This window comes from Altererythrobacter epoxidivorans (assembly GCF_001281485.1).
GTDB lineage: Bacteria > Pseudomonadota > Alphaproteobacteria > Sphingomonadales > Sphingomonadaceae > Erythrobacter > Erythrobacter epoxidivorans.
Window position 1 is genome coordinate 2,033,125 of sequence record NZ_CP012669.1, and the last position, 13,818, is coordinate 2,046,942.

General features: G+C 56.9%; 11 protein-coding genes. 4 read left to right on the forward strand and 7 right to left on the reverse strand.

Translation table 11 applies throughout. From position 1 onward, the window contains the following. The first annotated feature begins 43 nt into the window (after window positions 1–43). Together AMC99_RS10185 and AMC99_RS10190 are read left to right on the forward strand one after the other, a co-directional pair. A complete protein-coding gene (locus AMC99_RS10185; RefSeq protein ID WP_232301381.1) occupies window positions 44–778 on the forward strand; it encodes an SDR family NAD(P)-dependent oxidoreductase in 735 nt (244 codons plus the stop codon). 384 nt (window positions 779–1,162) lie between these two features. Further along, entirely contained in the window at window positions 1,163–2,329 is a 1,167-nt protein-coding gene (locus AMC99_RS10190; protein WP_061926240.1) for a tyrosine-type recombinase/integrase, read from the forward strand. A 221-nt stretch (window positions 2,330–2,550) separates the two neighbouring features. Here the strand turns inward: AMC99_RS10190 and AMC99_RS10195 are convergent, their stop codons facing one another. The 7 genes from AMC99_RS10195 to AMC99_RS10225 all read right to left on the reverse strand — a co-directional run bounded on the left by AMC99_RS10195 (window position 2,551) and on the right by AMC99_RS10225 (window position 12,531). Beyond that, window positions 2,551–3,093, reverse strand: a complete 543-nt coding sequence (locus tag AMC99_RS10195; protein ID WP_061926241.1) for a CAP domain-containing protein — start codon at window positions 3,091–3,093, stop codon at window positions 2,551–2,553. A gap of 68 nt (window positions 3,094–3,161) precedes the next feature. Next, window positions 3,162–6,281 (reverse strand): RICIN domain-containing protein, encoded by a 3,120-nt coding sequence (locus tag AMC99_RS10200; protein ID WP_157058301.1) that lies wholly within the window; start codon window positions 6,279–6,281, stop codon window positions 3,162–3,164. A 286-nt stretch (window positions 6,282–6,567) separates the two neighbouring features. Then, window positions 6,568–8,145 carry a winged helix-turn-helix domain-containing protein gene (locus AMC99_RS10205; protein WP_061926246.1) on the reverse strand — a complete coding sequence of 526 codons (1,578 nt, stop codon included), beginning with the start codon at window positions 8,143–8,145 and terminating at the stop codon, window positions 6,568–6,570. Window positions 8,146–8,453: 308 nt separating this feature from the next. Continuing rightward, the gene (locus AMC99_RS10210) at window positions 8,454–9,494 is read right to left on the reverse strand and encodes an alcohol dehydrogenase family protein (RefSeq protein WP_061926248.1); all 1,041 of its coding nucleotides are present in this window, start codon (window positions 9,492–9,494) and stop codon (window positions 8,454–8,456) included. Window positions 9,495–9,513: 19 nt separating this feature from the next. Then, on the reverse strand, window positions 9,514–10,740 hold the full coding sequence (locus tag AMC99_RS10215; RefSeq protein WP_061926250.1) for an acyl-CoA dehydrogenase family protein: 1,227 nt from the start codon (window positions 10,738–10,740) through the stop codon (window positions 9,514–9,516). 13 nt (window positions 10,741–10,753) lie between these two features. Beyond that, window positions 10,754–11,491, reverse strand: a complete 738-nt coding sequence (locus AMC99_RS10220; protein WP_061926252.1) for an SDR family NAD(P)-dependent oxidoreductase — start codon at window positions 11,489–11,491, stop codon at window positions 10,754–10,756. Window positions 11,492–11,493: 2 nt separating this feature from the next. Further along, window positions 11,494–12,531 carry a phosphotransferase family protein gene (locus AMC99_RS10225; RefSeq protein WP_157058302.1) on the reverse strand — a complete coding sequence of 346 codons (1,038 nt, stop codon included), beginning with the start codon at window positions 12,529–12,531 and terminating at the stop codon, window positions 11,494–11,496. A 71-nt stretch (window positions 12,532–12,602) separates the two neighbouring features. Between AMC99_RS10225 and AMC99_RS10230 the strand changes: the two genes are divergently transcribed. Together AMC99_RS10230 and AMC99_RS10235 are read left to right on the forward strand one after the other, a co-directional pair. Further along, window positions 12,603–13,238, forward strand: a complete 636-nt coding sequence (locus tag AMC99_RS10230) for a TetR/AcrR family transcriptional regulator (protein WP_061927928.1) — start codon at window positions 12,603–12,605, stop codon at window positions 13,236–13,238. A 180-nt stretch (window positions 13,239–13,418) separates the two neighbouring features. After that, the gene (locus AMC99_RS10235) at window positions 13,419–13,787 is read left to right on the forward strand and encodes a response regulator transcription factor (protein ID WP_061926254.1); all 369 of its coding nucleotides are present in this window, start codon (window positions 13,419–13,421) and stop codon (window positions 13,785–13,787) included. Window positions 13,788–13,818 lie beyond the last annotated feature (31 nt).

Genomic DNA, 13,818 nt, shown 5'->3' on the forward strand with positions numbered 1-13,818 from the left:
ATTCGGTTTGTTTCTAGAGAACACCCTTGCCGGCAGAACCGCTTTGATCACCGGCGCATCCTCCGGAATTGGCGAGCAACTGGCGAAGGCCTTCGTGGCGCATGGCGCGCAGGTCGTTCTCGCTGCAAGGCGTGTGAAACGGATCGAACGGCTGGCTGAAGAACTTCGCTCGTCCGGGGGAACAGTGCACCCGGTGGCCATGGATGTTGTCGATCCGGCGTCGGTCGCCGCGGCGTTCGATTCTGCGGAAGAGGCATTGGGAACAATAGACACCGTCATCGCCAACGCCGGCATCACGAAACCGGGTCGATCGACCGACTTGCCGGCCGAGGATATTGCGAGTGTTTTCGATACCAACCTCAAAGGTCTCTACCTGACGGTGCGCGAGGGTGCGCGTCGCCTGATCGAAACGGGGAGCAGGGAACGGGAAAACGGCCGGATGATCCTGATCGGATCGATCACTGCCGAAATGACCAACCAGGGCGATGCGGCATATGCTGCCAGCAAAGCCGCCGTCGCGCATCTTGGGCGGCAATTTGCACGTGAGTGGGTGCGCCAGGGCATCAACGTCAACACGATCCAGCCCGGCTATATCAAGACGGAACTCACCGATGGCTGGTTCGATAGCGAAGGCGGCAAACGCCAGATCGAAGGCTGGCACAGGCGGCGCATCATGGATCTCGATGCGCTCGATAATGCGGCGGTCTTCCTGGCTTCCGACGCTGCGCGATATGTCACAGGCGCAACCTTGACGATCGACGATGGTCAGTCGCTGTAGGCCGGTGCTGGAATAACTGGATTGGGATTGAACGTGGCCGCTTGGGATGGCCACGTCGTACCTAAACACGCTTGCGTCAGGACAGGAAACGCCAAAAACCCCACTGAAGCCAGTGGGGCTGAACTATTGTCATGAATGAATGGGTCGGTGGTTGCGGGGGTTGGATTTGAACCAACGACCTTCAGGTTATGAGGGCTCTGTTGCGTAACTACGCCTAGATACCCATAAGCACCTTTATCTCCTATTTCTCAGCATGTTAGGTTGACTGCGTGATCGTCTGGCGACTGTGTGTCTACGCACGGTTTCGCTAGGCTTCGCTCCCGCCTGCTTCCTATTTGCTTACGGATCGAGCCGCGCAGCCGCCGCTGGTAACAGGAGGCTGGAATGGCAAAGTTGACCAAGAGGCAAATCGAAGCGCTCGAGGTTCAAGACAGAGACTACTTCGTATGGGACCCAGAGCTGTCAGGCTTCGGCATCCGCGTTTTCCCAACGGGACGTAAACAGTTTGTCCTGCAATATCGCTTCGGTAAGACGTCCCGAAGAATGAGCCTCGGACGGGTCGGTGCGATTACTCCAGACCAGGCTAGAGGATTGGCACTAGAGGCTCTGGTCAAGATCCGACAGGACATCGATCCGCAACTCCAAAAACGAGAAAAGCGATCCGCGCTTACAGTTCGTGAACTCGCCCAACGCTTTGACGAAGAACACATCGAGGTCCACCTGAAAGCAAGCACGGCCAAAGAGTACCGCCGCAATCTGAAGCTCTTCATCCTTCCCGCGATCGGGCACCTTCGGATCATCGATGTGACCAGGGCTGATATAGCCAAGTATCATCATGACTGGAGGCATCGCCCTTATCAGGCAAATAGGAACATCGAGATCATCTCGAAGATGTTCAATCTGGCCGAGCTCTGGGGCCTTCGGCCAGACGGCACCAACCCCCGCAAACACATCAAGAAGTACCCGGAAAAGAAGCGAGAGAGGTATTTTTCAGAGGCAGAGCTGCGCGCCATTGGTCGTGTGCTCTCGGAGATGGAAGCGGAACGCATTGAGCTACCATCTGCGATCGCAGCGGTGCGACTGCTTCTCTTTACTGGCTGCAGGCTTGGCGAGATCATGCGCCTTCGTTGGGAACATGTAGACTTCGACGCGAAATTGCTCCGGCTCCCGGACAGCAAAACTGGCGCGAAAGAAGTTCATCTTGGCGACGCTGCAATCGATGTCTTGTTCAAGATCGAGCGAGTTAGCGCCAACCCTTGGGTGATCGTTGGGCGCAACGAAGGCGCACACCTCACAGACCTACAGCCATTCTGGCAGCGTCTACGTGGCCGGGCCGGCTTAAAGAACGCGCGCATACATGACCTGCGCCACACCTTCGCTTCGGTCGCTGTCAGCAATGGCCAGAGCCTACCGATGATTGGGAAGCTGCTAGGCCACACCCAAGTCCAGACAACTGCGCGGTATGCCCACTTGGCGAACCAGCCGATGCTGCAGGCAGCAAATGACATATCGGCAATTATCGACGAGCAACTGCGTCAGCCAGTCAGCTAGCCCTTCGGTCCCAATTTAGATTTGGGACCGATGGGGACTTCTGCATTGCGCCCCAATATTGGACGTTCAGGGTCGGTGTCCAATGACCCCAAAGCCGAACGACCGCTTTCAGGAGGCGATCGCCATGATTCTATCGTCTGAGATTGGGTGGAAAGCGGACATCCGAGATGCTCGATTGAACAACCAAATTTGGGGCGCAAAGCTGACGCTTGCCCAAATGTCTACCTCGCTATCTCACTCTGCTGCGCCGGCTTAAGGTCAACGCCGTATTTGTTCCCGGCCGGCCAGTATCGGCAAACCCAGAACTCGTTCGTGTCGTTGCGTCCCACCGCGCAGCCTAGCTCTTGCGTTTCGGGCCACACCACTTGCGAATAATGTCCGACATCGCGCCATTTTCCGGTCGATGTGATGTTGGGAAACACCCCTGGAGCAAAATGGCGCTTTTCGGCGATGAAGGTTCCTACGATGACATGGGCCGAAAAGACGCCGGAGGGCCCCATCCAGAGATTCTCGCCAGCGCCAACGCGTTCGTCATTGGAAGCATGCCGCATCCGTCCTTCGCTCGCGAGGGTTTCAGCCCAGATTTGAGCTTCAGCCGCCAGTTTTTCGCTCCATTGAAGCGGCGGACTACCAAATTCATCGCGCTCTATGTTGTGGGCTTCGAGCGCTGCTTCCTTAAAGGAAGCTGTTGGATTTTGCGCATCCGAACTGGAGCTCGCAACCGCACTTGCAGCTAAAACGAAAACGGTAACGAGAGGAATCATGGACTTGGTTCGAAAGGGCAACCATTTGGCATTCCCGAAGGATTGTGTTGCCCCAAACTTTGCCACCCTCACTTAACTTTCCATTTGGCGCTTGCCCAGTTTGGCTGAACTGGAATCGCTTCAAGCGTACCGGTCGGACCACTCGAATTGTTCAGATAGTGGTCTGTTTTCCAGCGGTTTTGAATCTGAACCCAACCATCGCCAGTTGGAACCTCTCTCCATTGGGCGCTCCACCACGGCTCTCCCCCAGCGATTGGTCCTAGTTCAAGTTTGCCATTCTGAATGTGGAGGTATTCGGTTGGACGATAGCGGTTCTGGAGCAAGAAAAAGCCCGCGACTGTCGGGATCTTTTTCCACATAGCGCTCCACCAATTCGGCTGTATTTCCCCAAGTGATAATTGCTGCCCTTCGTTGTTGATATAAAGATTCTTATACCACTGGTTCTGAAGCCGTACGAATCCGGGAACGGGAGAAAACTCGTTCGGCTGATAAGCAAAGCTCGCTTCCCCGGGTGGCAAAGAAATATGCCATAATGCTGCTTTTTCGTTTGGCGCAACATGATCCAGCTCAAGACGGCCGTTATCCAATGTTAGATATTGATGCGGCTTCGAAACAGACTGCACTCGATAGAATGTTTCATCAGCCTTTATAACTTTCCAAACGTTGTCGGAGCCTGCCACCGCCACTGTCAGACCACTTGTGATATAATTTTTACCGCCCATAGCAGTGCTGAAAATACGATAATGTTCGTCACCTCCTGCGACCTTTTCGAAGCTCCAAGATGCGAAATGGTTCCCTGGGCCAGTTGTATTTGCATTGGCCTGGAACGTGTTCTCGTAAACAATGAATTTTTCTAGATCAGCTCCGTTCTGGATGTAGGTTGCGCCGCCTTTAGCTATCGCTGGACTGACAAAGTCTTGCACGTAGAAGAAACCTTGGTTTCCACCTGATGCTCCAACGTTGTGACCCTTACTGAAATTCGGATAGTCGCGCTGAACTGGAACCGCGAAGCGTCCGTCATCCAGCATGCCGAAGGAGTAGGTGTCCAGCTTGCCCGCTTCCCAAGCGAGAATGACGTCTGATCCCTCTGCCAGAGCCCACCCATTCTGTCTGGCGATTTCATTTGCCCGTTCGATCGAGACATTGGCCAGAGCGTAGAATTCGACATCTCTGATACATGCGTCGCCAGCGTCATAATAGCCCATGGCGCAAACAAGACCCGGCACTGCCAATGTCAATTTGTTCCGGTCAGCCGGTTCAGCCACAAGCATCTTCATCATCAGTGATGCCACAGCAACCTGCCGGGCTTCATCAGGATTTGGGCCCAGCAATTCAGCTACATTCAGTGGCTCATATGTCTTTATGTCGCGCAGAAGTGCAGCTTCATAGTCCGCCGTCTTTACGAAATCAGCTAGCTTTTCGCCAAATACTGATGCGAACAGCGAGACGCCTGACAATACCGGACCAGCGGCTGACGCCAGAAACCTCGGGGTAATCTGCCTCCCGGTCAACTGGAGCAGCCTTTTGCCAGATTCGCTGCCCCAGCGCGTTGCCACTTGGCGTAACGCGTCGTCACTAAGGTTCTGCACCGTACCGCGCAACGCGTCATCTGCGAGCGACGAACCCGTCTTCTTTGCAGCGGCCTTGCCTACATCATCGACGCCTTTCTTCGCCCATTCTATGGCTGCTTCCGCCTTAGCCTGGGTAAGTGATTTCCCTTTTGATAATGCGTCATCTACATAGGTTTGGGTCCATTGTTTCCCTAAGTCACCGCCTCGTTTCCCCGCGAGTTTTGCTTGTTGGGTCAGGATTCTACTCTTGCCTCCCAGCACAAAATCGAAGGCTTTATTGTTGATGCCCATCGAACTGATTAGACCAGAAAGCGCGGTTACTCCGAATGCGGCCTCTCCCGCAAAGCTGAACGTTGGGCTACTGGCATGGAGCAGGCGAAGCCCCTCCATGTCGTCAAGGTCTGGCAATGTCTGCAAGGAGATAGGCTTGAGTAAGGCCTGCAATGCTGCACGGCCTTTGGCGCCGATGTACATCGGGTTTCCATCGTTCGTGACGTCATAGCCTGTTGATCCGATACTTGGCCCTGTGTCGTTCAGGACGCCCAGCGTGGCCGGGCGATAACTAGGGTTTGGATCAATCCATTCAACACTGACGCCGTTGATAGACGCGTCGATCGAGCGGCCCATTGCCTGATTCCAGCGACCTACATTGCGCCGGGCCGTCAGGTTCTTGTCGCACCCCGCCCAGGTTTCGAAACGGCTCTTGAAGCCCCTCTGGGCACCAGTCGGGTTGGGGACGGTAAGGGCTTTCCACGCAGCATCAATCATAAATGGCGCAAACTGCCAGCGAACGTCCGGATCGGATTGCAGCGCACTGATCAATCTGGTCATTGAGGTCGATGAGTCCGCCCATCCAAGCCTTGGAAAAAGTGTACGCGCAGCTTCCTCTAGCACTGGGCGTTCATTTGTGTTCCATCCATCCAGCATGAAATTTCCTGGATCAGCGCAACGATCCGCCGCTTGATCGGTAAAGAATTGCTGCGGTATCGGACCATCTTGCGAGATTGCGATTGGAGCGGAATCATTGGCGGGGCCGGAAAGCGTGATTGGTGTGGAGCAAACCAGTTGGCCATTCATTTCCACCACGTTTTGGCCTGCGGGGCAGCCATTGCTCTGTTGGGTTGTGTTTTGAGCATCCAGCTTCGCTGTTGGCGCATCCGGGGTGATGGTTGCTTCCGCAGTGACAACCGACGGTTGGATCGGAGCCCGCGCGTCGACATAGAAAATGCCTTTCGCGAACGTCGCCACGCCAGGATCGCGGAAGTTTACACCTCTTTGAAATACGGCCCCAATGCCGTTTTGAGACGGCACAGCGAAACGGCCGTCCGACATCTTGTAAAATGACGTCGTATCGAGACCCAGGTTTTCCCACGCCGCGGCAACTTCTTCCGGTGTAGCCAGCCGCCAACCTCTTTCGGCAAGCAGGCTAGAGATTGCGGCACTGTCATTTGGCGCAATCTCGAAAGTGCGTACCTCTGTGTAACAGGCCTTATCTGGCGCGCTTGTCTGCCCGAACGAGCAGGTCGAAATGGTTGCATCGCCCAGCGCGACCGTCTGCTGCGCGTTGGCGCTGGTGCCCAGCAGACTGCCGAAAGCGATAGCAAGCGGAAGCGCCAAGGAGCGTGCGATCAAGGTGCGTGGCTCCGCAGGTTGCAACGTTGTCGATGTTAGGAGGTTTCCCTTAACGAGACTCGAAATAGTGTTCATAATATCCCCCCAGCGGACTAGTTTGGCCCTCCGAGATCACAACATGGGATGCATGCGTGGCCGCGAACGACATCTGCCGGAAGGCTAGGATTTTTTCGCGGCGTCAGTCCTGATGGAAATATGATGGAATGGAAATTCGGGTTCTTGTCGGTGGAGAGAGCATGACCGCGAGAAACTAAGCGGTTTTTCCAATGGCCTAAGCCGAGAGTTCGAGAAGCCCATTCAGGACATCGTGACAATGTCTCCGATTTGGAGAATTGGCAGACCATTGCTTCATTTCGGAAACGAAGTTCGAGACTACGCCAGGAGAATCCGACCTCGCGACTTCCTGGATGAGTTCAAGCGCAGCGTCCCTGTTGCCGGCCCCCAGTTCCGCCCAGGCGGAAGTCAGCAACGGTTGATAATAGTTAGGCGTGCGGAGCATGGCTTCACGGCAAATAGGAACTGCCTGCGCGTAATCGAGCATGAACAGGCAGGCGGTACCGCGATATGTGGCCCACAACCCAAAACGCGGATGATGGGGCGCCATGCGCTCGGCTTTTTCGATCAGCTCCAGACCCTCGGGCTCATTATGAAGTAGGCAAATCTGCCAACCCAGTACAGCCGAGGCATGCGGATCGTTAGGATTGATTGAGCATGCCATGGAAAGAAATTTGATGGCGTCTGCAGGCCTGTGGAGCATTGCTGAAACGATCCCCGCAGAAGACAAGACGTCCGGGTTCTGCGGATCTAGGCGCATTGCGGTTTGGATCAACCTACTCGCCTCTTGTGCGGTCTCATCCCGATCTGCGCTCCATTGGCTCACCAGATTTTGGCTGAGCTGGACCGCAAGTTGGCCCAAGGCAATCGCATTTTCTGGTTCTATATTGACTGCATCGCGAAGCAGTCTCGTGATCTTTACCGCGGCCGTCCTTGAATAACGCATGCGCAGTTTTTCGGCCTGCTGGAGCAGTTGGTAGACTTCATCGTTGAAGGGCCGACTGGAAATCTTGAACGGAGGCGCCTCCAACTTCAGGCCAGTTGAGATCGCAGTCGATACAGCGATCGTGCATTCTGCCTGCACCTCGAAGAAATCGTCTAGATCTGCGTCGTAGCGTTCGCTCCAGACAAGCATTCCATTCTTGCCGTCGATAAGGTCAACCCGCAGCCGCACATTTTGGCCAAACCGTCGAATGGTCCCTGCTATGATAAACTCGACATCGAGCCCATCAGAAATCTCTGCTGCCGTATTAACGGCCAGGTTGAATAGGGACGAAGAACTGTAAGGAGCGACAAAGAACTGCGGCACGCAGGAAAGTAGCCGTGTCAGGTCCCGGGACCAGCCCTCTACTAGGTATCTCTCGGCTGGAGCATCCAAGTCGCTTTCGAAATTGAGAACCGCGATCTTCCAATTCGGCCGATACAATTCGCGAGCCGTGCCTGACTTTAGACTCGCATTTCGCTCGTCTGAAAGCTCCTCTGCTATCCTCGCGTCGAGACGGTAACCGATGCGATAGACGGTCTTGATCAGAGGTCTCTTGATACCGAGACTACGAAAGCACTTGCGCGCTTGGCTAGCGAGCCGTGTCAAAGACTCATCGCTTCCTCCCTCGGCTCCCCATATTTTGTCGATCAACTCATCGCGCGTCCAGGTTATCTGTGGCTGGAGCCCGAGGACCCAGATAAAGTCCATGACCTTTGGTTCAATCGACAACGTCTTGTCATCTCTCGATGCCAGCAGGCTGCGGCGATCAATCCTAACTTCGTCAATGAAGCTGATTTCTTCAGTCTTCAAATTTGAGAACCCCCTGGCCGATTAAGGCTGACCGATCATTCGAGCGTTCGCACATAACCCGAAGTTTGTGCAAAAAGATCGAACTTTCGCTCTTAGGTCGTAAACCGAAGATCCGCTTCGACAATCGAACGGGCAAAAGCAGCCATTCTGCTTTCGGCCCAATTCCAGCTGTTCCACTAAGCAATTTAAGTTTGAAAGTGGGTTTCTTCACCCGAGCTTAAAGCGACCTGGCAATGCAGGATCGAGCACGTTGAACGTCGAGATAAGGCGATCGTTGCTGTCGGGAAAGTTCGCTTATTCCAATCTTGTCAGTCCGGCGTCAAAACCATCTTGAGTGCGCCGTGATCGCGAGAGTCGAAGAGGCGATAGGCGTCTACTCCCTCGCTGAGCGGTAGACGGTGACTAATATACTTCTCGGGTTTCAGGCGGCCCGATTGAACCAACGGGAACAGCGTCGGCAGTTCCTCCGGAACCGAGCAAGTGCCTGCACGGAAGGTCAGACCCGCGGCGAAGAACCGTTCGAGAGGGAAGGCATAACGACGAGACTGTTGTACGCCGATCACTGATACCGTCCCGCGCGGCCTGACTAGGCGTAGCGCCAAATCGACCGTTTCGTCGCGCCCCACTACCTCGATTGCGCTGTCGAGCCTTCGGCCCTTCGTCTGCTCTTTCACGATTTCGATCGCATCGGCTGGATGGAGCGCGATGGCTCCGGCCGCTTCAGCAAGCGCGCGCCGCTCTGGCACCGGGTCGATCGCGTAAACAACATGCGCACCCATGACGAAGGCGCTTTCGACTGCCATCAGGCCGATCGGCCCAAGCCCGATGATCGCAACACTACTTCCAGGACCGACATCTCCGTTGCGGACGCCGAACCATGCTGTTGCGAGCGCATCGGTCATCAAGAGCGCCTGCTCGCTCGAGACTCCTTCCGGAATCGGTACCGCGTTGAAGTCCGCCGCGGGCACGCGCACTGCCTCGGCTTGCGATCCCTGCAGGTCCGCCGACAGACCATAACAGGAACCCAGGCCGTATTCGCATAGGTTGACCACGCCTGCGAGGCAGGAGCGGCAGGATCCGCAGCCGACTGCGGCAGGGATCATGACCTTATCACCGACCTTCAGGCTCGACACGCCTTTGCCGGTTTCAACTACTTCGCCCACGGCTTCGTGGCCGACGCAGAAGCCGACATCCTTCGAGAATCCGTGCCCGTGATAGATGTGGAGGTCACTGCCGCAGATGGCGCAGGCGTCGACCTTTACGATCGCGTCCCGGTCTGACTGCGGAGTCGGATCATCCATGCTTTCATAGCGAATGTCCTCGGCGCCATAATACCGCAGTGCCTTCATCGGTTTTCCCCTTTCAGTCTCAGCGCTGGTTTGCCGACACGTATTCGGCGATCTTCTGCTTGCCGAGCTGGCTCATGTGAACTTCGTCCGGACCGTCAGCGATGCGTACAAAGCGGTTGAGCGTAAAGAAGCTCGCAATCGGCGTGTCACCCGAAACGCCCATGCCGCCATGCACCTGGATCGCACGATCGCAAACGGTCTGCGCCATTTGCGGAGCAACGACCTTGATGGCTGCAATCAGGTCCTTCGCAACCTTGTTACCATGGCGATCCATCGCATCGGCCGCCTTGAGCGTCAGTAGGCGTGCCATCTCGACTTCGCAGAAGCTCTTCGCAACGTCCTGCCTGATCGAGGACTGGTCGGCCAGCTTCTTGCCGAATGCGACGCGGCTGTCTGCACGGCGGGCCATGATTTCCAGCGCGCGCTGGGCTTGACCGATCGAACGCATGCAGTGGTGGATGCGGCCCGGCCCAAGCCGGCCTTGGGCAATCTCGAACCCGCGGCCGGGGCCAAGGATCATGTTCTCCTTAGGCACGCGTACGTTCTCGAACCGCAGTTCGCATTCGCCGCCCGGCGAGTTGTGCGAGCCGAATACCGTCAGGTGCCGGACGATGGTAATGCCGGGCGTGTCCGGCTCGACCAGGATCTGCGAGTGCTGGGCATGGCGTGGGGCGTTGAAGTCGGTCTTGCCCATGACGATCCAGATCTTGCAGCGGGGATGCATCGCGTTGGAAATCCACCACTTCCGGCCGTTGAGAACGTAGTCGTCCCCGTCGGGCGTGATCGACAGCTCGAGATTGGTCGCATCAGACGAGGCTACCTGCGGCTCGGTCATGACATAGGCCGAGCGGATTGTGCCATCGAGCAGTGGCCGCAACCAGCGATCCTGCTGTTCGGGCGAGCCGTATTTGGCGAGAACCTCCATGTTGCCGGTATCCGGCGCGGAGCAGTTGAAGACTTGGCTGGCGAAGGGCACGCGGCCCATCGCTTCTGCGAGGGGAGCATATTCGAGGTTGGTGAGGCCAGGGGAGAACTCGCCGTAATCGTGCGGGAGGAACAGGTTCCACAGGCCTTCTGCTCGCGCTTTGTCCTTGAGCGCTTCCATGCCGGGCCATTCCTGCCACTGGTTGGCGGGATCATGGACGAAATCGTAATAGGTCTGCTCGTTCGGATAGACGTGTTCGTCCATGAAGGCTTCGACCCGCGCCAAGAGATCGGCGACCTTGTCGGTATATTCGAAAATCATGTGAGACCTTTCCTTAAAGCGAGAGACCGCCATCGACCACGAGGGTGTGGCCGGTGACGTAGGAAGCGAGGGGCGATGCGAGGAAGATGGCTGCACCCGCCATGTCTTCAGGCGTGCCCACACGCTGCTGGGGGATCGATGCAATCGCGCCCTGAAGGCGCTCAGGATTCTCGGTCGTGACCTTGGTCAGTTTGGTATCGACCAGACCCGGCGCCAGTCCGTTCACCCGGATTCCGTCGCGCGCATAGGCTTGCCCCAGGGTTTTGGTCAGGCTGATCGCTCCGGCCTTGGACGCGGCGTAGGCCGGATTACCGATATTGGCCTTCAATCCGCTGATCGAACTGACCACGATGATCGATCCACGAGCCTGCGAAAGCTGGTCCCGGAACTTGCGAGCGCAATGCATGAGGCTGTCGAGATTGACTGCCATGACATGGTCCCAGCCCTCTCGTTCGAACTCGCCGCGCCGGTAGACGACGGTGCCTTGGCAAAGTACAAGCACGTCGAGACCATCAAAGGGCAAATCGGCCGCCTCGATCGCATCAGGATCGCCGACATTGACGCAGCTGTAACCCAGCCCTTCGAGGTCGGAGCCGTCGGCCGGATTATAATCCGCTGCTGTCTCGCGGGTGCCCCAGACGTGGACGCTCGCGCCTCGCGAGCGAAACCCATGCGCAATACCGTTTCCGATACCGCTCGATCCGCCGACGACGAGAACCTTTTTTCCCGAGAAATCTGTATCCGAATTCATTCCTACTCCTTCGCTGCAATCCGGCGCAATGCGTGGTCGAACAGGTCGAGTGTGTGCGCGTGGAGGCGGTCTCCCGTTTCCTTGTGGGCTTTGCCGGCGCAGGCGCGGGCATGGGTGCCTTCGAGGATGATCCCGAGCTTGTAGCAGGCAAGGACGACGTACCAGTCGATCGCAGCCAGATCGCGGCCACTCACTAGCGCATAGTGATCGACCAGCTCCTCGGGAGTAGCAAAGCCGTCCCACGGCGTGATTGCGACGTCGGTCGCGCGTGGGACGTCGCTTTCGGGCCATGTCGCAAGCAGCCAGCCGAGATCGAGCAGGGGATCACCGATCGTACAGAGCTCCCAGTCGACGAGCGCGGCGATATCGCCCGAATCCGGACGGACCAGCACATTCGCAAGATGGAAGTCGCCATGAATAATTCCGGGCCTGAACTCGGTCGGCCGTTTCGCGTCGAGCCAGTCTGCAACTGCACCGACGCCTGGGATCGACTGCGGGCCTGTCCATTCGGTAAAATCCTCATAGCTCGCCAGCTGCGCCTTCCAGCGCCCGACCTGCCGCTCGAGGTAATTGTCGGTCTTGCCGAAACCTTCGAGGCCGACGGCGCGATAGTCGACCTCCCCCAATGCCGCGATGGCCTCGACCATCGATAGCCCGATCCGGTGACGTGCAGCAGCGTCGCCGGTGTGCAGCGGAGGGAGCCCCTGTGTCGGATTGAACCCGTCGATGGCTTCCATGAGGTAAAAGGCGACGCCGAGGGCCTCCTCATCGCCGCATGCCGCGATGAGCCGTGGATGCGGAACGCTCGAACCCTCCAACGCGGCAAGCACGCGGGCTTCGCGGCGCATGGTCTCGTTGGAATTGGCGCGCGGGACCTTTGGTGGCCGCCGCAGGACGTAAGTTGATGATCCGCGACGGAAACGCACGAGGATGTTCTGTGTGCCACCGGCCAGTAGCACTGGGTCGGAGATCAGCCCGGCGCCAACGCCGTGCGCATCCATCCAGTCCACCAGTGCGGAAAGGTCGACGCCTTCGATCACCCTCTACCCCCCTTTTATCCAACTGGATAACTGCATTTGACCAATCGTGTTGTCAATGGCAGATGCTGCTGATGGCGCGGGATCAGTCGACTGTTCAATCGGGAGCACCGGCTCACATCAAGGCTGTGGCGCTCAAGCTGTTTGCAGAGCGCGGTGTCGACGGAGTGACCGTACGCCAGATCGCGGAGGCGGCGGGGCAGAAGAACCACGCCGCGCTGACTTATCATTTCGGATCGAAGGAAGCGCTGATCAGAGTGCTGATTGTCGATGGTGCGCGCGCGATCGATGCGCGGCGCAATGCTGCGCTGGACGCAGCGTCGGAAGCAGGCGGGCCGAAGTCGGTTCTTGAGATTATGCAGATCCTCGTCGACACTTCGATCGATCCCGATCCGCCCGAATGGGGCGAATGCTACAATCGCTTTGTCGTCGGCCTGCAATCGTCCAATCGCGCGCTATTCATGGATGCGCTCGCAGGGCAATGGAACTCGGGCTACCAGCGCTGCCTTGATGAAGTTCGCTTATTGAAGAAAGACATCTCACCGAGCATCCTCAATCAGCGACTGGTGTTTATGGGGGGCGCGCTTGGCGGAATCCTGGCGGGACGCGAGACCGAGTTAGCAGACCAGTCTCGTCAGCATCCCATGTGGACGCATCCGGACACTCTCAACCAAGTCGCGAGGGCGCTTACGGCGATCATCGAGGGCTGATTTTCGATACCGCTGGCTTCCCTAGAGTTAATTGGAAGAATCGAGCACTGCCGATCGGGTGCCCATATTGGTTTGCCACCCCAAGAAAAATCTGTGCCGAAGTGTTTAGGAATTAATCCGATTTTAACCAAGAGCCGAGTACAATACCCGTAGTTTCGTGGGTCAGGTCGCCAGGTCGCAATGTTCACAATTCTTGTCGCAGATGATGAACCGCTGATGCGGGAATTGCTCGAGTTCCGCCTGCAGGAGCGGGACTATAGAGCTATTTCTGCTTCTGATGGTCGCGAAGCGCTCGCTCGCCTTGCAGACTCTGCTCCGGATGCGGTGGTTCTTGACGCAATGATGCCGGTATATGACGGCTTCGAAGTTCTGCGCCAGATGCGCGCATCAACCATACACGCAGAAACGCCAGTGATCATGCTTACAGCGCGGCGTGGTGAGGCAGATATTGTCGGTGCCTTAGAACTTGGGGCGAACGATTATCTGGTTAAACCCTTTATGCCAGAGGAACTGCTTGCGCGGCTTGCTCGCTTGTTGAGACGCAAGTGATGCGCCTGGCGGCAATACTTCTCGCAGCGCA

Excerpts from the sequence above, each read along its gene's own strand:
- AMC99_RS10190 (WP_061926240.1), top strand. The coding sequence starts at position 1,163 with ATGGCAAAGTTGACCAAGAGGCAAATCGAAGCGCTCGAGGTTCAAGAC.
- AMC99_RS10210 (WP_061926248.1), bottom strand. The coding sequence starts at position 9,494 with ATGAAGGCACTGCGGTATTATGGCGCCGAGGACATTCGCTATGAAAGC.
- AMC99_RS10230 (WP_061927928.1), top strand. The coding sequence starts at position 12,603 with ATGGCGCGGGATCAGTCGACTGTTCAATCGGGAGCACCGGCTCACATC.
- AMC99_RS10215 (WP_061926250.1), bottom strand. The coding sequence starts at position 10,740 with ATGATTTTCGAATATACCGACAAGGTCGCCGATCTCTTGGCGCGGGTC.
- AMC99_RS10235 (WP_061926254.1), top strand. The coding sequence starts at position 13,419 with ATGTTCACAATTCTTGTCGCAGATGATGAACCGCTGATGCGGGAATTG.
- AMC99_RS10195 (WP_061926241.1), bottom strand. The coding sequence starts at position 3,093 with ATGATTCCTCTCGTTACCGTTTTCGTTTTAGCTGCAAGTGCGGTTGCG.
- AMC99_RS10220 (WP_061926252.1), bottom strand. The coding sequence starts at position 11,491 with ATGAATTCGGATACAGATTTCTCGGGAAAAAAGGTTCTCGTCGTCGGC.